The organism is Halopseudomonas sp. (assembly GCF_038130085.1).
In the GTDB taxonomy this organism is placed as follows: domain Bacteria; phylum Pseudomonadota; class Gammaproteobacteria; order Pseudomonadales; family Pseudomonadaceae; genus Halopseudomonas.
Genome location: NZ_JAYPMU010000002.1, coordinates 28,234 through 45,788, shown reverse-complemented (window position 1 = coordinate 45,788; position 17,555 = coordinate 28,234). Strand labels below are relative to the sequence as shown.

The 17,555-nt window shown below is 61.3% G+C and carries 15 protein-coding genes, 1 tRNA gene and 1 riboswitch; of the genes, 7 read left to right on the top strand and 9 right to left on the bottom strand.

From position 1 onward, the window contains the following. Positions 1 to 8: 8 nt before the first annotated feature. From cobO to AAFM31_RS01760, 4 genes are all read right to left on the bottom strand, one after another. On the bottom strand, positions 9 to 620 hold the full coding sequence (cobO, locus tag AAFM31_RS01775; RefSeq protein WP_341706180.1) for a cob(I)yrinic acid a,c-diamide adenosyltransferase: 612 nt from the start codon (positions 618 to 620) through the stop codon (positions 9 to 11). Continuing rightward, positions 617 to 1,129, bottom strand: a complete 513-nt coding sequence (locus AAFM31_RS01770; RefSeq protein ID WP_371833003.1) for a hypothetical protein — start codon at positions 1,127 to 1,129, stop codon at positions 617 to 619. The genes cobO and AAFM31_RS01770 overlap by 4 nt, the downstream gene beginning before the upstream one ends. Before the next feature lie 166 nt (positions 1,130 to 1,295). After that, on the bottom strand, positions 1,296 to 3,098 hold the full coding sequence (btuB, locus tag AAFM31_RS01765) for a TonB-dependent vitamin B12 receptor (RefSeq protein WP_341706178.1): 1,803 nt from the start codon (positions 3,096 to 3,098) through the stop codon (positions 1,296 to 1,298). 120 nt (positions 3,099 to 3,218) lie between these two features. Next, positions 3,219 to 3,449: riboswitch (cobalamin riboswitch) on the bottom strand. 98 nt (positions 3,450 to 3,547) lie between these two features. Further along, positions 3,548 to 4,831, bottom strand: a complete 1,284-nt coding sequence (locus AAFM31_RS01760; RefSeq protein WP_341706177.1) for a nitrate- and nitrite sensing domain-containing protein — start codon at positions 4,829 to 4,831, stop codon at positions 3,548 to 3,550. A gap of 125 nt (positions 4,832 to 4,956) precedes the next feature. On the opposite strand from AAFM31_RS01760, the gene AAFM31_RS01755 reads away from it, so the two are divergent. Continuing rightward, complete coding sequence (locus tag AAFM31_RS01755; protein ID WP_341706176.1) at positions 4,957 to 5,304, top strand: DUF5064 family protein; 348 nt, start codon at positions 4,957 to 4,959, stop codon at positions 5,302 to 5,304. Positions 5,305 to 5,375: 71 nt separating this feature from the next. Here the strand turns inward: AAFM31_RS01755 and AAFM31_RS01750 are convergent. From AAFM31_RS01750 to AAFM31_RS01740, 3 genes are all read right to left on the bottom strand, one after another. Beyond that, a tRNA-Asp gene (locus tag AAFM31_RS01750) sits at positions 5,376 to 5,452 on the bottom strand. 145 nt (positions 5,453 to 5,597) lie between these two features. After that, positions 5,598 to 8,633, bottom strand: coding sequence for an efflux RND transporter permease subunit (locus AAFM31_RS01745; RefSeq protein ID WP_341706175.1), 3,036 nt, complete (start codon positions 8,631 to 8,633; stop codon positions 5,598 to 5,600). Continuing rightward, positions 8,630 to 9,727 (bottom strand): efflux RND transporter periplasmic adaptor subunit, encoded by a 1,098-nt coding sequence (locus tag AAFM31_RS01740; protein ID WP_341706174.1) that lies wholly within the window; start codon positions 9,725 to 9,727, stop codon positions 8,630 to 8,632. The genes AAFM31_RS01745 and AAFM31_RS01740 overlap by 4 nt, the downstream gene beginning before the upstream one ends. A 102-nt stretch (positions 9,728 to 9,829) precedes the next feature. Between AAFM31_RS01740 and AAFM31_RS01735 the strand changes: the two genes are divergently transcribed. The 3 genes from AAFM31_RS01735 (at position 9,830) to AAFM31_RS01725 (ending at position 11,320) form a co-directional block, all read left to right on the top strand. Continuing rightward, the gene (locus AAFM31_RS01735) at positions 9,830 to 10,462 is read left to right on the top strand and encodes a TetR/AcrR family transcriptional regulator (protein ID WP_341706173.1); all 633 of its coding nucleotides are present in this window, start codon (positions 9,830 to 9,832) and stop codon (positions 10,460 to 10,462) included. 69 nt (positions 10,463 to 10,531) lie between these two features. After that, positions 10,532 to 10,705, top strand: coding sequence for a DUF2897 family protein (locus AAFM31_RS01730; RefSeq protein WP_341706172.1), 174 nt, complete (start codon positions 10,532 to 10,534; stop codon positions 10,703 to 10,705). An 87-nt stretch (positions 10,706 to 10,792) separates the two neighbouring features. Then, a complete protein-coding gene (locus AAFM31_RS01725) occupies positions 10,793 to 11,320 on the top strand; it encodes a DUF2058 domain-containing protein (RefSeq protein ID WP_341706171.1) in 528 nt (175 codons plus the stop codon). Positions 11,321 to 11,356: 36 nt separating this feature from the next. Here AAFM31_RS01725 and AAFM31_RS01720 read toward each other — a convergent pair whose 3' ends face one another. Next, on the bottom strand, positions 11,357 to 11,980 hold the full coding sequence (locus tag AAFM31_RS01720; RefSeq protein WP_341706170.1) for an ATP-dependent zinc protease: 624 nt from the start codon (positions 11,978 to 11,980) through the stop codon (positions 11,357 to 11,359). A gap of 267 nt (positions 11,981 to 12,247) precedes the next feature. Here AAFM31_RS01720 and AAFM31_RS01715 point away from each other — a divergent pair, with 267 nt between their 5' ends. Then, on the top strand, positions 12,248 to 13,882 hold the full coding sequence (locus AAFM31_RS01715) for a methyl-accepting chemotaxis protein (RefSeq protein ID WP_341706169.1): 1,635 nt from the start codon (positions 12,248 to 12,250) through the stop codon (positions 13,880 to 13,882). A 70-nt stretch (positions 13,883 to 13,952) separates the two neighbouring features. On the opposite strand, the gene AAFM31_RS01710 is transcribed toward AAFM31_RS01715, so the two are convergent. After that, a complete protein-coding gene (locus AAFM31_RS01710) occupies positions 13,953 to 15,272 on the bottom strand; it encodes a Na+/H+ antiporter NhaC family protein (protein ID WP_341706168.1) in 1,320 nt (439 codons plus the stop codon). 191 nt (positions 15,273 to 15,463) lie between these two features. On the opposite strand from AAFM31_RS01710, the gene AAFM31_RS01705 reads away from it, so the two are divergent. Continuing rightward, complete coding sequence (locus AAFM31_RS01705) at positions 15,464 to 16,063, top strand: NAD(P)H-dependent oxidoreductase (protein ID WP_341706167.1); 600 nt, start codon at positions 15,464 to 15,466, stop codon at positions 16,061 to 16,063. Positions 16,064 to 16,276: 213 nt separating this feature from the next. Beyond that, complete coding sequence (locus AAFM31_RS01700; protein ID WP_341706166.1) at positions 16,277 to 17,494, top strand: OprD family porin; 1,218 nt, start codon at positions 16,277 to 16,279, stop codon at positions 17,492 to 17,494. Positions 17,495 to 17,555 lie beyond the last annotated feature (61 nt).

Sequence of the window (17,555 nt, the reverse complement as noted above, 5' to 3'; positions counted from 1 at the left end):
GCGCGCGTTCAAAACTCCACCCCTTTCTGCGCTTTAATACCCGCCTTGAAGGCGTGTTTGGTCATGCCCATGTCGGTCACCGTGTCGGCCGCCTCGACCAGCGCCGGCGGCGCTCCGCGGCCGGTGACTACCACGTGCTGATGTGCCGGGCGCGCCTGAATATCGGCAATCACCTGATCGAGCTGCAGGTAGCCATACTTCAGGGCAATGTTCAGTTCGTCCAGCAACACCAGGGCAACGTCCGGGTCACGCATCAGTTCGACCGCCACCGCCCAGGCCGCCTCGGCCTTGGCGATGTCGTCCTGCCGGTCCTGGGTTTCCCAAGTGAAACCGGCACCCATCACGTGGTAGCGCACCTCATCGGGAAAGCGCCGGAAGAAGGTTTCCTCGCCGGTGCTGCGTGCGCCCTTGATGAACTGCACGATACCCACCCGCAGACCATGCCCCAGCGCCCGCGCGGCCATGCCGAAACCGGAGCTACTCTTGCCCTTGCCGTTGCCGGTCAGCACCAGCAGCACACCGCGCTCATCAGGTGCCTGGGCGATCTTCTGATCGACCACTTCCTTCTTGCGCTGCATGCGCTCGCGGTGGCGCTGATCCCGTTCGGCAGACTCACTCATGCGCGCTGGCTCGAATGGCCCAGCAGCGCAGCGGCGCTGCGCACGCCCACGTAGAGCACGGCGGCGACAGCAACGTAAGCAGCCATAGTGCTCAGGTAGGACGGGTAGTAATGCGCCAGGCGCTCGAGCATGCCAGCGAAGGTCGGCTCGGCATAACGGCCGGAGAACCAGTAGAAACCACCACTGGTGAAGACCTGGCAAACCAGCGCACTGATGGCCACGGTCGGCACCAGAACCAGCAGCGAAGACGCCTGCTCACGGTGCCAGCCGGCGTACAGACGGCCACCGAACCACAACGCGGCGTAGCCGGGCAGCAGCGCCCAATAGGCGATGGTCATGCAGTGGTGACCGGCATTCACCCAGCCGACCGTCATCACATCCACGACAGCAGCCGCGGCAAAGAACAGCGGATACGCCCAGAGCGGACGCAGAAACACACCGACCAGAAAGAACACCGCCCAGGAGGCGCTTGGCAGGTTGAGCTGCGGGAAGTGGCTACCACGGGTCATGATCAAGAGCGCCAGCAGCAGCGCCCCCACCACCAATTGGGTATTTTTCGAGGTTTTCAGCACAGCCTTTCTCCTTTGCGGTTTTTACAAACGTCAGTGCCGGGCAGAGCCCGGCTTTTTATTCGCGACGCCACCGCAAAGCGGTGACGCCAGTCAAACGAAGCAATTACAGCGGCTGGTAGCGCAGAGTCAGATACCCTGCCCGGCCCGGCTGCGTGTAGGTCGCGGCGGTTTCATACTCGTTGTCGAACAGGTTGCTGACCCGCGCCTGCACTCGCCAGGCATGGCTCAGCCAATACTCGGCGCGCAATTCAACGGTGTTGTAGCCATGCAGGTCATTGGTATTGGTGGCGTTGTCCCAACGGCGCCCCTCAGCATGAACGCTTGCGCCCAGGCCGATGCGGCCGAAGCGGCGGTCCACATCCAGATTGAAAATTTGCTCCGGTACGCGGCGCAGCAGCAGGTCATCATTGGCGCTGCTGGAACGGTTCTCCGGATCCTGCAGGGTCAAGTTGGCCAGCCAGTTCCAGCCCAGTTGTTGGGTCAAGACTTCCAGTTCCAGACCGGTGATACGGGCCTTGTCGACGTTTTCGGCCATCGACACACCGCCCACCCGGACGCTGGCAATCATGTCGTCGACGTCATTGCGGAAGGCATTGGCCGACCAGCTGCCCCAGCGGTGCTGACCGCGCAGGCCGACTTCGATGTTGCGCGAGGTTTCGGCCTGGATATCCGGATTGCCGTAACCCGGGAAGTACAACTGGTTGAAGGTCGGCGCGCTGAACGCGGTGCCGTAGCTGGATGTCAGGCTGATGCTGTCGGTCAGCGCGTAGCCATAGCCAACGCTGCCAGTGGTGTGCTCGCCGTAGGCTTCGTTGTCGTCGTGACGCAGACCCAACTGCCATTCGTGACGGCCAGCGTGCAGCAGATACTGGGCAAACAGGCCGTGGTTATAGCGGCTGTCTTCGGGGTAATCGACGCTGCTGCTGACGCTATCCTGCTGCCAGTCATAGCCGACGGTCAGCAGCTGCTTCTCGCTAAGGGCAAAATCGTTCTGCCAGCTGGCGGTATCGCGGCGGGTGTCGTAGCGGGAATCAAATGTGCTGCCCTTGAAGTTCTCGTTCTGATCTTCACTGCGACCGGCCTGCAGCGTTACATCCCAGAACGACAGTGGCGCAAATCGCGCGCGCGCGCCGTAGGCCTTGAGCACGCTGTCGGCATTGGCCTTGTTGCCGGAGTCATAGTCGTTGTGCGACTCGACCTGCAGCAGGTTGGCATCAAGCAACAAACCGTTGGCAAACCGATAGCCGCCGGACAGGCTGGCCGACAGCTCGCGGTAGCCGTCGTGGTCCACTTCCCGCGACGGGCGCGCATCATAGCCTTCGGTATCCAGACTGCTGACGCCCAGGTTGAACCAGGCGTTGTCATCCCCACCGGACACACCCGCAGTACCGGCGCGATGCTGGCGACTGCCGACGGTGGTCGAGAAGTACGGAGTCAGGCCGTCACCGCCCTTGCGGGTAAAGATTTGCACTACGCCACCAATGGCTTCGGAGCCGTACAGGCTTGAGCGCGGGCCACGGACAATCTCGATCCGTTCAATCTGCTCAACCGGCAGATTCTGTAGCGCCGCCACCCCCGAAGTCGCGGAGCCGACGCGAACACCGTCGATCATCACCAGTACGTGTTTGTCGTTGCTGCCGCGAATCTGCAGCGAGGTGCTCTTGCCCGGTCCGCCGTTGTTGATCAGGTTGACCCCGGTCGCCCGGCGCAACAGCTCTTCAGCGGTGTTGACCTGCAACCGCTCGATATCGGTCCGCTCGAAAACGGTCGTGGCGGCAATACTGCTGGCCTGGCTGGTGCGAGTGGCGGTGACGACATCACTGCCGAGATCCAGGGTGCTGGCGAAAGAAAGGGAAGAAAGGCCAATAAGGCCCAGCGCCAGAGGGGCGCGCGCAAAGATAGTCATGCTGCTTGGCTGCTCCGTCGTACCGACCCGTACGACATTGTCTGATCGGGACAGGCTGGAGCGGCAGGAACACGGCATGCACAAAAGGAAGGACGCCGTACACCTACAGCGCCCACCGCACTGTCGTGAATAGCATCAGGCCGGTCTCCGGGCTTGCGACTGGACGTGAGTCCGACTACCTGAGCCTTCCCATGCATTCAGCACAGTGGCGTATTTCAGGTGTCTCGCCATGTTGGCGGACGTCGCTTACCGTTGCGGGGGCAGCGCCGGAATTGTCTGCTCTGGCAGACGCACCGGCTTCCCAGTTTCACCCTCCTCGGATTGGAGGGAACCTGAAGCGAGGCAGAGAGTAGTGACCGACCTCGGTCGTGTCAACTGCCTTACCCATGAAACAAATCGCACCATAGTGATGCGCGAACCGCACCACCGAGGTGCACGACTCACATCTATCAACCGGATTTGCTACCGGTACCCTTGATCATCTCGTTGTAGTTCAGCACTGTGCGGGCCACCTCGGCTAGCCGCTGATTGCGCTCCATCGCCGCATTCTGCAGGGCGCGGTAGGCATCTTGCTCGTTCAGCCCGTGCTGCTTCATCAACAGCCCCTTGGCCCGCTCAATCAGCTTGCGCTCGTTGAGCGTCTGGCGGGCGTCCTCCAGCTCGTCCTGCAATTGCTGCAGGCGCGCGGTCTGCTCGTGCAGCAGATCCAGCAGCGAACGGTTGACCTGCCCGCCGGGCGCCTCGCTTGGCAGGCTCTGGAAATCCGTTGCCTGCACGTTGTAGAGCTTCACGGCGGGATCGGCACTGCCGTCATCCAGCTTATCCAGCTGGCGTATCAACCGGCGCTGGTTGTCGAGATCAGCCTGTGCCTGCGCTGTTTTCTCGGCACACAGCTGCTGCAGATGATCTGCCAACTGATCTTCGATGCGCTTCATGGCGTCGATGCGCTGAGTGGTCAATTCGAACCAGACATCCCCCAGCGCGCCTTGCACCCGCTGTTCAGCGCTGGTGCGCTCGGTCATCTGCCGCAGGCGAGCAATCTGCTCGATCAGCTCATCCGCGCACAGCGCCTGCCAGAGCACCAGGGACTGCGCGTCTGCCGCCTCCTGAAAGCTTTCAAAGCACCGCACCTGGCCGTCCTGCAGAAACCGCAGCTTGCCCTGAACTGCCGGATCGAAATAACCAGCCATGAACCCCGCAACGCCCGTCGCGCGCTCCTGCCCGGCCAGCTCCTTGCCCTGCATGAAGTTGAACAGCGCCACCAGCGCACGCGTTACCCGCGGGTCGACCGCCGTATCAGCCGCATCGAACACCACGGCCAGCAATCCCGCGATCTGCCGAGAAAACAGCCGCGTGGCTTCAGCCGCCGACAGCGACTCGGCGCGCACGCGCTCACGCAGGCCGGGAAGGCCGTCCAGGCTATGCAATACATAAGCAATACGCGTGAACAGACGGGCCTTATCGGCCCCGACGCTGGTTTCCGGGTGAATCTGCTCGAAGGCGTTGCGGACCAGCAGCTCCTGCTCGGCGGCCGCCTGACTGAGCGCATCCAGCGAATCACGATGGCTTTCGGCCTCACCGCCCAAGCAGAAATTGGAGTAACCACGTTCACGCTGCAGCGCATGCACCAGGCGGCTCACCTCGGTAACCAGCGCACAGGTCAGCGACAGGGCCTGCAGGCCCTGCATTTCGCTGCGCCGCGCTGCCAGCATGAAGTCGAGCGCTGATGACATGGGGGTTCTCCGTCGCGATTGATCTACCCGTCCAGAGCAAGAGTTGTGCCAGCGGGCCGGTTCACATCAGAGCAAAATCGGCCTATAACCAATGAGATAGCTCACACCGTTCACGGGAGGATGACATGTTCGAACCCGGCCACCTGCATATCAGTCGCATGCGTCTGTTGCCGAGCGACACCGGATTCAGCATCGACATTCGCTACGACATAGAAGGCCAAGGCAAGACCGTCGATTTCACAGTCGAGGGCAAGGTCAACGATAACGAGGTTCGCGAAACCTTTTCGCTACCGCGCGACACCGCGTTCAACTTCGCCAGTAATGTGGATCACATTCTGCGCCGGCACGGCGTGCTGACACCGGAATTCATGTCGCTGGCGACGCACCACGAGTACGACGCCATGTTTGAGGATATTCGCGGCAGATTGGGCGCCTGGAACGGTGAGCCGATTGATCCGCAGCACCTCGGGTAGCCGTCGCGAAATGCAGCGAAAAACAGGCACAAAAAAACCCCAGTTCTTGCGAACTGGGGCTTCTTGAATAATGGCGCAGCGGACGGGACTCGAACCCGCGACCCCCGGCGTGACAGGCCGGTATTCTAACCAACTGAACTACCGCTGCGCATCGTTCTGTTGGACTCTGTAAATCGCCTTGAAGTCGATCAACTTGTCCGTCGGAACTGGCGCGCATTTTATAGATTCCACCAACCGAGTCAAGCACTTGCAGAAGATTTATTGAAAATTTCTTCAGCACGTCCGTGCAGCCCTCAGTTCATCTGCACTGCCCCTTTTTCAGCAGTCACTGCCGCCGGCTGCAACCACAGCCGACAGACCGCCGGCACCACCAACAAGGTCAGTACGGTAGACGCCAGCAACCCGGAAATAATCGCCCAGGCCATCGGCGGCCAGAGTGTCGAACTTGAGAATGCCAGTGGCAGCAACCCGGCGATGGTCGTGGCGGTGGTCAACAGAATCGGCCGAGTTCGACGCATCACCGCATCCGAGACCGCCTGATCGATGGTCCTGCCCTGCGCCAATCCCTGATCCACCACATCGATCAGCACAATCGCGTTGTTAACCACAATGCCGACCAGGGCAATCACCCCGAGCAGCGACTGGAAACCAAACGGCACGCCGGAGAACACCAACCCCGGCAACACGCCGGCGCTGGCCAAAGGCACCGTCAACATCACAATGCTAAGGCGCTTGAACGAATTGAACTGCAGCAGCAGGAAGAACAGCAACAACAGGATGCCGATCGGTGCGGTCGTAAACAGCGCACGGTTGGCGTCGCCGGAACCTTCGCTGTCACCGCCGATTTCCATCCGGGTGCCTTCAGGCAGCGCCGCATCCGCCAGCCGCGCCTGTAAGCCGCCCAACACCTGACTGAAGCTGTAGCCCCGCTCAAGCCCCGCGGTAACGGTGAGCACGCGCACGCCATCGCGCTGACGAATGCTCGCCGGCTGCCAGGCTGGCACCACCCGAGCTACTGCAGTCAACGGCACCGCCTGCCCCTCAGCATTGAATACGCTCGCTGACAACAGACGCTGCAGAGACTGCTGGCTGCCCTCGTGGGTGCGCAGCAGGATCGGGATCGGGTCCAGCTCCTGACGATACTGCTCAACCGTCGTTCCCAGGCTCTGACGGAACAGCGCCTGGGCAACGTCTGCGCGGCTGAGACCAAAGCGCTGCGCCTGAGCATCATCTACCTCAATCTTGACCGTGGGCACGCCGAGGTCGATATCGTGGCGCACGTCTACTGCTCCCGGAACCTGTTTGAGGACGGCAAAGAGCTGCTCGGCTGCGGCGATGCGCTGGCGGTCGTCATGGTGATAGACCCGCAGTTCGACCGGCGCCTCGCGCGGTGGCCCCTGCCCCAGCGTGGTAGCCACCACGTCGAGTTCCGGCCACTGCGTAGCAACACGCTCGCGCACCCAATGCTGCAGCGGCTCGGTGTCACCCAGCGAGCCGGTATTGACCACCAGTCGCGCCCGATTCGGCGCCTTGGGATAGCGATTGAGGTTGTAGTAGAAACTCGGACCGGTGGCACCGACGAAGCGATGCACCGACAGCACGCCCGGCTGCGTCATCAACTCCCCTTCCAGCTGGGCCGCCACCTCCGTGGTGTACAGTTGGTCCGTCCCCTCCGGCATGAATAGCTCAACCACCAGCTGCGGCCGATCCGCATTGGGAAAGAACTGCAGTTTGACCAGTGGTGCCAACGCCAGACTCAGCGCAACCACACCGACACCCAGCACCAGCATACCCTTAGGCGCGCGTTCGCTGAGGCGCGCCAGCCCTGACGAGAATGCCTCCATCCGTGGGTTCATTCGAGTCGCTGCCGGTTTGAGAAAGTGACCGGACAGCATCGGCGCCACGCTGATCGCCAGCAAATAACTGACAATCAGCGTGAGCATGATCATCACCGGAATCCCGCGGGTGAAGTCCGCCGTTCCGCCCTTCGACAGCAGCATCGGCGTGAACGCTGCCAACGTAGTAGCGGTGGATGCGCCCAGCGGGCCAGCCAACTCGCGAACAGCCCCCAGGGCCGCCTGCCAGCGTGACTCGCCGGCGTTCAGACGGTCCTGAATATTCTCGACCATGACAATGGCGTTATCGATCAGTATCCCCAGCGAGATGACCATGCCGATCACCGCAATCTGATGCAGGATACCGCCACCGAGGTCATACAGCCCGAGACTGATCAGCGCCACCAGCGGCAGCATGGCTGCGACCAGAATCCCCATCCGCCACCCCATGCCGAGCAGCACCACACCAATGATGATCAGCACACTGCTGAGTAAGCTCTGCTCCAGCCCTTCCAGCCGCTCCTTGACCTGATCCGGCTGAAAGAACATCTCGTCGATCTGCAGCGGCGCGAAAGCGGGACGCAGCGTATCCAGCCGCGCGCGCAGCTGCTCGCCAAAGCGGATGGCATCAACCTGGCCGCGCTCCAGAATCAGCCCAACCAGCACACTCTGATCCCCATCAAACCAGGCCCGTTCGCCAATCGGCTCGACCGGCCCGCGCCAAATATCGGCAATCGCGGCAAGCGGCACGCTGCCGCCCTGCGGCAGCGGAATCTGGGTCGCCCTGAGCGCCGCCAGATCAACAAATTCGCTATTGGGCAGCACGCCAAGCCGCTGCGCACCAACCACCACAAAACCGCCCGGAATAACCTGATTGCGCTGGGCCAGTACCCCCGACAGAGCCTGCGGCGACAAGCCCAGCCGGCGCAGCTCGGCATCGTGCAAGGCGATGGTAATCTGCTCATCGGTGTCGCCATACAACTCGACCCGCGCCAGCCCCGGCAGGTCCATCAACTGGCGCTTCAGGCGCTCGGCCTCGTCACTCAAACGCACCACCGATGCATCACCGCGCAGCGCCAATACCACCGCCGGAATATCCAGCAGCCGATCATCCAGCTCAATGCTGCGCACCCCCGCGGGAAACGACAGCTCGGCGCGCGTCATCGCCTGACGCACGCGATCCCAAGCCGCATCGGTGTCATAGATATTGTCGTCCAGCATGACGGAAACCAGCGCCACGCCAGTCCGGGCGGTGGCCTTGATGAAATCGACCTCCGACACCTGCGACAACTCATCGGAGAGCGGCTCAAGCACGAGGCGCTCGACCGACTCCGCCACTGCGCCGGGATAGATCACCGTGATCAAACCAGCCCGATAAGGGAAGCTCGGGTCTTCCTGACGCGCCATGGTCAGGTAGGCGGCCACACCCAGTAGTGCCAGCATCACTACCACCATACCCAGCAGACGTGGACGCAACACCCGGCGCAGGTTCATGGCAGCAACTCCACGCTATCGCCGTCAGCCAGTCGGCTGAGGCCGGCATACACCACCTGGTCACCAGCAGACAGTGCGCCCTCGGCGACTAGCGCCCGCTCACCCTCAAAGCCGGCCACCTCGATGCCGACCCGGGCTACCCGCTCTCCGGTCAAACGAAACACCGACAGACCCGAAGCCGAGCGCATCACCGCCGCCAGCGGCACACTCAAACCCTCCGTGCGAACCGTTTGCAGCCCAACCTCCAATGCCTCCCCCGCCAGCACCTGCGCATCCAGGCTGACCACCAGCGGATACAGCACCGACCCTACCGACGCCCCGCGGCCGATCTCTGCCAAGCGTCCTTCCAGCTGCCGATCACTGAGCACCGACCACACCGGTACTACTTGCCCAACCTCAAGCCCTTGCAGCAACTCCGCAGGTACCAGAACCTCAACTTCTGCGCCGCCGCTCGCGGCCATTTGCAGGACTGGTTGACCTGCAGCCACAAACTCGCCCGGCTCGACCAGCAAGTCTTCGATGGTGCCGTCGAAGGGCGCACGCAGGCGGGTTTCACGGTTCAACTGCTCGCTCTGCTGCAGACTGGCACGCGCACTGCGGACACCCGCCTGCAATGCTTCCAGCCGCGCCGCCTGCTGTTCCTGATCCGCCTTTGACAGCACGCCACGCTCGAACAGTTGCTCGGTGCGCTGAAGATCGCGCCGCGCCTGCGCTGCCTGCGCCTGCAACTCCGCCAGCCGCGCCTGAGCAGCATCCCGCGCCGGCCCAAGCTGCGGGTTGTACAGCGTTGCCAGAACGTCACCCGCGGTTACGGCCTGGCCAATCTGCAACGGCCGAGTTGCCAGCGTGCCACCGACCTGGAAGGTCAGGCTCGCACGCTGCAGCGCCCTCGCACTACCCGCGAAGCGCAGCACATCCGCCTGCCCAGCGGCCACCACCTCAGCAACCCTGACAGCCACCCGCGCCTGCTCATCAACACCTGCCCCATCCACGCCCTCAGCGCGGCAGCCTGCCAAAGACAGCCCCGCGGTCACCGCCAACGCCAGAGTCAATAAACGGCCACGCCGCTCTTGCCAACCCGATGCTCTGAACATCATCCTGCTCCCGGAAAACAAACCTGATTAACACTCTGTCAGACATTGACATTTTGTCAACAACTGACAGAATGTTTTTCGTCACCGCAATCGAGAGAGCCGATGAGCGCCACCGAACGCAGAGAACGGGAAAAACAGGAACGCCGCGAGAGCATTCTGGACAGTGCCGAACAGTGTTTCTTCAGCAAGGGCTACGAACGCACCGCCATGGACGAAATCGCCCGCGGCGCGCAGCTGAGCCGCGCGCTGTTGTATGTCTATTTCAAGGACAAGGCGGCGATCATGCGGGGGCTGATGCTGCGTGCCGGCCAACAATTGCTTGCGCGCTTCCAGGCCGCGCAGGCCGAGGGCGGAAGCGGACTCGAGCAGCTGCAGCGTATTGGCTGGAGTTATTACCATTTCAGTATCGAGGCACCGGACTACTTCGACCTGCTGACCGACGCCAGCACCTTCGCGCATCTGGTCGACAGCGACGAACAGTTGCAGGAACTGGCCAACTGCTACGACCAGTCGATGGCCTGCATGATCCAATCGCTCGCCGACGGCGTCGCCGATGGCAGTCTCCACCCCGAGCGAGTCGCCGACCCCGTACTGACCGCCTGTTACCTGCGCGGCGCCTTGCATGGGGTGATATTGCAGACGCGCCAGCCCGATCCGTGTGAGCAGCCCCAGCTGCCTGCAGAGCAGTTGATTGGCTATACCCTGCAGATGCTTCACCACTCCATGCGCGCCTGACCCCCGCACTTGTTATCCGTGGTGCCTGCGCCCATGATGGGGTCACGTACTTATCTCAAGGAGATTCCCATGCCTTGGTATGGATGGCTGTTCATGGCGCTCGCGTTCGGCAGCGTGATCGGCAGCCTGCTTCTGCTGCGCGACAATGCCGGCAGTAACCGGGTAAGCCCCGAGACCTTGGCCAAGGTCAAGGCCCGCGAAGCGCAGCTCAAGGCTGAGGAAGCCGAGGAAGAAAAGCGCTGAACAACGCGGTAGACTAGGCGCCTGTAACGCCAGACTTCAACCAGGTGCCGCCACCGCGGCGCCGCATGATTACGACGCTGACAAACCATGGTCAATTCACTGCAAGCTCAACTGCTCAAGGCCGGACTGGTCGACGAGAAGAAACTCAAGCAGGCGCAGCGCGCCAAAAAGAAAGAAGCCAAGGCCCAGCCACCCGGCGACAACGGCCCCAGTGCCGCCCAGAAAGCCCGCGAACAGAAAGCTGAACGCGACCGCGAGCTGAACCAGCAGCGCGAAGCGGAGGCCGCGCGCAAGGCCGCCGAGGCCCAGGCGAAACAGATGATCGAACAGAACGTGGTTGATCGTGCCGGCGGCGAAACGCCCTATCAGTTCGTCAGCAAGAACAAGATCAAGAAGATCCACGTTACCGAAGAACAGTTCGGTCTGCTCAGCCGCGGCCGCCTCGGCATTACTCGCCTGTCAGGCGGCTTTGTCCTGATTCCGCTTGAGATCGCGGAAAAGGTCCGCGAACGCGTGCCGCATTGGCCGGTGCATATCGCTGAAGTGAAAAAGGAAACCGCCGCCGAGGATGACCCTTACGCTGGCTATGAGATCCCAGACGACCTCATGTGGTAACGCAAATCGGCCGCCAGCAAGGCGGCCGATCTGTTTTCAGGCATCCGCCTCGCCGGTCTCGGCCGGCTGATTGCCTGCCCCCTTCTCCTCACGGTCGTGCTGGCGCTGCCGCTCCTCGTCGTAATCCTCTTCCGTGCAGCTCGGTTTGTGCATGAACGTCTTGGATACATCGATCAAACCAACGTGCTCAATAGTGCGGCGGCCAATCAGCACCGGGTAGTTCATGTCGCCGCGGTCACGCAGTGAAAACTGCTCTTCGTAGACCCGGTCGCCCATGCAGATCGACATTTTCACCACCGGTCGACGATCGGACCCACCTGCACCCCGCACAAGAATGCGCCGAAATACCGGGCGCTCAAAATGCATGGTGACCATCTCGTTGGTATCGGCGTCGCGTACCGGCACGTCGTAGCGCACCCAATCGTGGCCCAGATGCTCAAACTCCTCCAGATTAACCGCGTGCATGGAGGACGTCAGCGCCCCGGAATCGACCTTGATTTTGACCGCTGTGTACTCCGGCAGAATCAAACCCTTCTCGATCCAGCCAACCACCCTAGGACCGAACTGCACAGCGTCGTCTGCGGCCTGCGCGGCGCCAGCGCCAATCACAGCCATCAACAGTCCAACCGAAAGACCCGCCACCTTCACTACTGACCGCATGAGACACCCTTAACATTGATTGGGCACCAGCCTCGCAGCCGGCGAAATAGAGCGCACACACCGCGCTCCTTATGAGTAAAGATCACAAAAACAGATAACCCCTTGCAAGCCCCGCCTGCATGCAGTCAAATCGCCAGCACCGATGACGAAAAAATACCGCTCAGGTTTTGACGGCATCGGCCGACAATGAGACAAGCCAATGCGAACAGTATTCGCTGCCGGCATCACAAAAATAATAGACACGACCATTAGGCGCGTGGAGGTTACATGAAGCTGTTGCGCAACATTCGTATCAGTCAGCGGATCTGGCTGATCCTGATTATCGCACTGGCCAGTACCCTGACAACGGAAGGCATCTCCCTCTCCCATCTGCATCGGGAAATCCGTGACGGCGAAATCGTCAAGGCAACCCACCTTGTCGAGGTTGCCCATGACCTGATGGCGTTCTACCACCAGAAAGAACTCAACGGTGAGCTGACCGGCGACCAAGCACGCAAGGAGGCCTTGAGCGCCCTTGCCGCACTGCGTTACGACGGCAACGAATATTACTGGGTCAATGACATGAATAACATCATGATCATGCACCCGCTCGCGCCGCAAACCGTCGGCACCGATCTCTCCACCATGCAGAACCAGGACGGCGTCAATGTGATTGCCGAGATGGTTCGCAAGGCCCGCGCTGAGGGCACCGCCAGCTTCCAGTACTCCTGGCCCAAGCCGGGCGAAGAGGACGGCTCGCAAAAGATTGCTGCATTCAAACACTTCAAGCCGTGGGACTACATGGTCGGCACCGGCATCTACGTGGATGCCATGCAGGCCAAGTTCCGCGACGCGGTTATCACCTCACTGGTGGTCAGCACACTCGTGATCGGCGTGATGTTCCTCCTGCTGTTCATCATTGGCCGCAGCATCTCGCAGCCTTTGGACAAGGTGGTCAACGCCATGCGCGGCATCGCCAGCGGTGAAGCTGACCTGACCCGTCGCCTGGACGACGACGCCCGTGATGAGCTGTCGCAGATTGCCAGTTACTTCAACCGCTTCAACCGCAATCTGGCCGACATCATCGGTCAGCTGGGCGACAGCGCTCGCCAGCTGATCAGCTCCAGCCACCAACTGGACCAGATCAGCAACAAGAGTCTGAGCGACATGAGCCACCAGTCCGAGCGCATGGAGTTGATGGCCACCGCAGTTAACGAGATCACCTACGGTGTGCAAGACGTAGCCCAGAACGCCAACGCCGCAGCGCAAGAGGTCGAGAACGCCAATCAGGGTGCAGACAACGGCCGTCAGCAGGTTGAGAAGACGATCCACGAAATTCGCCTGCTGTCCGATAGCGTCAACACTGCCGTCAAGCACATGGAAACGCTGTCGAGCGATGCGCAGGAGATCACCCAGGTACTGGATGTCATCCGCAACATCGCCGAGCAGACCAATCTGCTGGCGTTGAACGCCGCCATCGAAGCAGCTCGTGCCGGCGAGATGGGCCGCGGTTTTGCAGTGGTCGCCGACGAGGTCCGCAACCTCGCCCAGCGCACCCAGCAGTCGACCGAAGAAATTCACAACATGATCAGCAAGCTGCAGACCAACACCCAGACCGTGGTTGGGGTTATCAACGACAGCAGCCGCCACTCACAGGCCAGTGTGGATCAGGTTAACGAGGCCGGCGCTGCGCTGGAACAGATCGCCCAGTCGATGCAGCAACTGGTTGCGCTCAATGCCTCCATCGCCAGCGCGACTACCCAGCAGTCGACCGTGGTAGAGGACGTCAACCGCAACGTCACAGAGGCTGCCGAACTGGCCCGCGAGACCACCGATGGCGCCCGCGAAACCGCACAGGCCGGCCAGCATCTGGCAAGCCTGGGCCGACAGATCGACGAGCTGGTGCGTCGCTTCAGGGTCTGAGCCGCCAGATCAACGGCATAAAAAAAGCCCTGCCGGTAAACCGGCAGGGCTTTTTTTGTACCTCAATGCCTCAGAGCACCATCACCGCAATCCAGCCGAAGATGATCAGCGGCAGGTTGTAGTGGATGAAGGTGGGCACCACGGTGTCCCAAATGTGGTTGTGCTGGCCGTCCACGTTCAGGCCTGCGGTCGGACCAAGGGTCGAGTCAGAAGCCGGGGAGCCTGCATCACCCAGCGCCGCCGCAGTACCGACCAGCGCAACAATCGCGGCCGGACTAAAGCCCAGGTGCATCGCCAACGGTACATAAATGGCGGCAATGATCGGAATGGTCGAGAACGACGAACCGATGCCCATGGTAATCAGCAGACCGACCAGCAGCATCAGCAGCGCGGCCAGTGCCCGATTATCGCCAATCATCGCGGCAGAGCTGTCGACCAGCGTCGCAATCGCACCGGTGGCGCGCATGACCTCGGCAAAGCCCGCCGCGGCGATCATGATAAAGCCGATCATGGCCATCATCTTCATGCCTTCGGTAAACACACCATCGGCCTCGCGCCAGCGCACGACACCGGATACCGAGAAGATCACAAAACCGGCCAGCGCCCCCATGATCATCGAGTCCAGCCAGAGCTGGATAACGAACGCGGCAACCACCGCACCCAGAGCAACCAGCAGCGACATCGGGTTGTAGCTGGCCTCAGCGCGCTCGACTTCACTGATAAGGTTCTCGTCGTATTGACGCGGCTTGCGGTAACTGACGAACACGGCAACCAGCAGGCCAAACAGCATGCCCAGCGCCGGCAGTGCCATCGCATGCATTACGTTAACGCCCTCAACCACCACACCGCTTTCGGCCACATTGGCCAGCAGAATGTCATTGAGGAAGATCCCGCCAAAGCCGACCGGCAGGAACATGTAAGGCGTAATAAGACCGAAGGTCAGCACACAGGCCACTGCGCGACGATCCAGCTTCAGACGCGCCATGACAAACAGCAGCGGCGGCACCAGCAGCGGAATGAACGCGATATGAATAGGCAGGATATTCTGCGACGAGATAGCGACGCCCAGCAGCACCAGCAACAGCATCAGCTTCAGTACGGCGCCACCACCATCACGACGGCTATCGACCAGCGTCAACCCCTTGTCTGCCAGGGCATGGGCCAGGCCCGACTTGGCAATTGCGACGGCAAAGGCGCCCAACAGCGCGTAGCTCAGAGCGATATTCGCCCCTTTGCCCAAACCCGATTGAAACGTGCTCAGCGTGGTTTCCAGGCCCAGGCCGCCCAGCAGGCCGCCGGTCAGCGCACCGAAAATCAACGCAACCACCACGTGCACACGGCACAGGCTGAGTACCAGCATCACGGCCACCGCCGCTACTACTGCATTCATTTCTGACTCCCCATCTGCATGTCGCTCGCCGCCCCTTTGCAGCAAGCCCCACAACCGCACGCCACGCGTGGCGCCCCGAAGGCCGCGTACTCTGCCCCACTCCCCTGCTGCTGTCAAAGACCACTGACCAAAGGCAGCCAATCGGTCATATCAGGTACAGTACCCCTCCAATCAACTTGTCGAGGCCCACCATGCATCGAATCGTCATCGTCGCCGGCAGCAGCCGCACGGACAGTCAGACTGCCAAAGTCGCCGACTTCATTCGCACGACCCTGATCAACAAGCACGCGCTCGCTGCCGAAGCGGTGTCCATCATCGACTTGGGCAAACAGCCGCTACCCTTGTGGCCGGCCGACGACAACGGTCCTTGGAGCGAGTACGAAACGTTGTTGAGCGCAGCAGACGCAGCCATCATCCTGGCGCCGGAGTGGCACGGGATGGCCTGTCCCGCGATCAAGAACTTCTTCATCTATGCCAGCAAGGCCCAATTGGCGCATAAGCCCGCCATGCTCGGAGCCATCTCCGCCGGTGTTGGCGGCGCCTTTCCAATCAGCGAGCTACGCGCCTCGAGCTACAAGAATTGCCGTCTGTGCTACATCCCGGAACACTTGATCGTGCGCGACGTAAACCACGTCATGAACGGCGATGAACCCGAGTCTCAGGCCGACGAGCGCCTGCGCCAACGCCTGGATTACAACCTCGACGTGCTGCTGCATTACACCCGCGCACTGGCTGGCATCCGCCCTCTGATTGACATGAGCAACCCCGCCTTCACCAACGGCATGTCCTGATTACAGCCGCATTAGACTAAAGTACAGGGCGCCTCTCACGCATAGAGCAGGCGCCCTGCAACCCTCAAAACAGAGCCCTCGCGCCAGACGCTTCACTGCAGTTTCACGACAAACGCATGACAGTTCGACGATGGTCGTAAGGTCAGGCGCGCAGCCTCATGCTTTATTTCCCTCGGCATGACCCATGCCCCCCTTCACATCAGGAGAATAACAATGAAGCATGTGACTCCCCTTGCGCTTGCCGTCACCGCGGCGATCGCCTGCAGCCAGACCCAGGCTGCCGGATTCGCTGACGATGCTACCGCGTCACTGCAACTGCGCAATTTCTACTTCAATCGCGATCTCAGAGACCCCGGCGCACAGTCCAAGGCGGAGGAATGGGCCCAAGGCTTTATCTTCAAAGCTGAATCCGGCTACACCCAGGGCGCACTGGGGTTCGGTGTTGACGTCTATGCCGGCTTGGGCCTCAAGCTGGATTCAGACGACGAGCGCGCGGGTTCCGGGTTGCTGGCCAACAGCTTTGGCGATGAAGGCAAGGGCCACTACAGTGAGGCGACTGCCGCTCTCAAGGCGCGTCTGTCGAACACTGTGCTCAAGGTTGGCGGGCTGATGCCCAAGCTGCCAATCGCCAGCTCCGGCGACTCACGCCTGCTGCCGCAGAGTTTCACTGGCGCCAGCCTCTCGATAAACGAAATCGAGAACCTCGACATCCAAGCCGGCCAGCTCCGTGAAGTGAACTACCGCAACAGCAGCGATCGCGAGGACATCCGCTCCACTGTTGGTGGTGCATCCGACCGCTTCAACTATCTTGGCGGCAGCTACGCCTTCAACAGCAAGAACACCACTATCGGCCTGTGGCGCTCGGAGCTGCAGGACGTCTACAACCAGAACCTGGTCAACCTGATTCACACTCAGCCGGTCGGCAACTGGAAGCTCGGTGTCAACCTCGCCTGGTTTGACAGCAGCGATGACGGCAATCAGCCGCTGGACATTGATCACCAGCTGACCTCACTGACACTGTCAGCCGCGACTGGCCCACACACCTTCCGGGTTGGCTACCAAGACAGCGACGGTGACACCGCTTTCCCCTACCTGACCGAAACCGATCCCTACGTCGTCAACTACGTGCAGATCCTCGACTTCACCCGTGCCGAGGAACAGTCCTGGCAGGCGCGTTATGACATCAACTTTGCCTCCCTCGGTGTCCCGGGTCTGAGCGCCTTTGCTCGCTATGTGACCGGCGATAACTTCCAGGTTGCCGGCAACGAAGGTAGTGAATGGGAGCGCGACATTGACGTCAGCTACACCGTTCAGAGCGGCACGTTCAAGAACCTGGCCGTGCGCTGGCGCAATGCGATGGTCCGCTCCGACGCAACCCGTGACATCGACGAGAACCGTCTGATCCTGAGCTACACCATCGCTCTGAAGTAATCCCGCTCCATCCAGGCCCCCCACGCGATTTGCCTGGACTTGCCGCTGCGACTCCCCCGAT

Bases quoted from the DNA above. Each gene is read 5' to 3' on its own strand.
- cobO (WP_341706180.1), bottom strand. From the start codon at position 620: ATGAGTGAGTCTGCCGAACGGGATCAGCGCCACCGCGAGCGCATGCAG.
- AAFM31_RS01770 (WP_371833003.1), bottom strand. From the start codon at position 1,129: ATGACCCGTGGTAGCCACTTCCCGCAGCTCAACCTGCCAAGCGCCTCC.
- btuB (WP_341706178.1), bottom strand. From the start codon at position 3,098: ATGACTATCTTTGCGCGCGCCCCTCTGGCGCTGGGCCTTATTGGCCTT.
- AAFM31_RS01760 (WP_341706177.1), bottom strand. From the start codon at position 4,831: ATGTCATCAGCGCTCGACTTCATGCTGGCAGCGCGGCGCAGCGAAATG.
- AAFM31_RS01755 (WP_341706176.1), top strand. From the start codon at position 4,957: ATGTTCGAACCCGGCCACCTGCATATCAGTCGCATGCGTCTGTTGCCG.
- AAFM31_RS01745 (WP_341706175.1), bottom strand. From the start codon at position 8,633: ATGAACCTGCGCCGGGTGTTGCGTCCACGTCTGCTGGGTATGGTGGTA.
- AAFM31_RS01740 (WP_341706174.1), bottom strand. From the start codon at position 9,727: ATGTTCAGAGCATCGGGTTGGCAAGAGCGGCGTGGCCGTTTATTGACT.
- AAFM31_RS01735 (WP_341706173.1), top strand. From the start codon at position 9,830: ATGAGCGCCACCGAACGCAGAGAACGGGAAAAACAGGAACGCCGCGAG.
- AAFM31_RS01730 (WP_341706172.1), top strand. From the start codon at position 10,532: ATGCCTTGGTATGGATGGCTGTTCATGGCGCTCGCGTTCGGCAGCGTG.
- AAFM31_RS01725 (WP_341706171.1), top strand. From the start codon at position 10,793: ATGGTCAATTCACTGCAAGCTCAACTGCTCAAGGCCGGACTGGTCGAC.
- AAFM31_RS01720 (WP_341706170.1), bottom strand. From the start codon at position 11,980: ATGCGGTCAGTAGTGAAGGTGGCGGGTCTTTCGGTTGGACTGTTGATG.
- AAFM31_RS01715 (WP_341706169.1), top strand. From the start codon at position 12,248: ATGAAGCTGTTGCGCAACATTCGTATCAGTCAGCGGATCTGGCTGATC.
- AAFM31_RS01710 (WP_341706168.1), bottom strand. From the start codon at position 15,272: ATGAATGCAGTAGTAGCGGCGGTGGCCGTGATGCTGGTACTCAGCCTG.
- AAFM31_RS01705 (WP_341706167.1), top strand. From the start codon at position 15,464: ATGCATCGAATCGTCATCGTCGCCGGCAGCAGCCGCACGGACAGTCAG.
- AAFM31_RS01700 (WP_341706166.1), top strand. From the start codon at position 16,277: ATGAAGCATGTGACTCCCCTTGCGCTTGCCGTCACCGCGGCGATCGCC.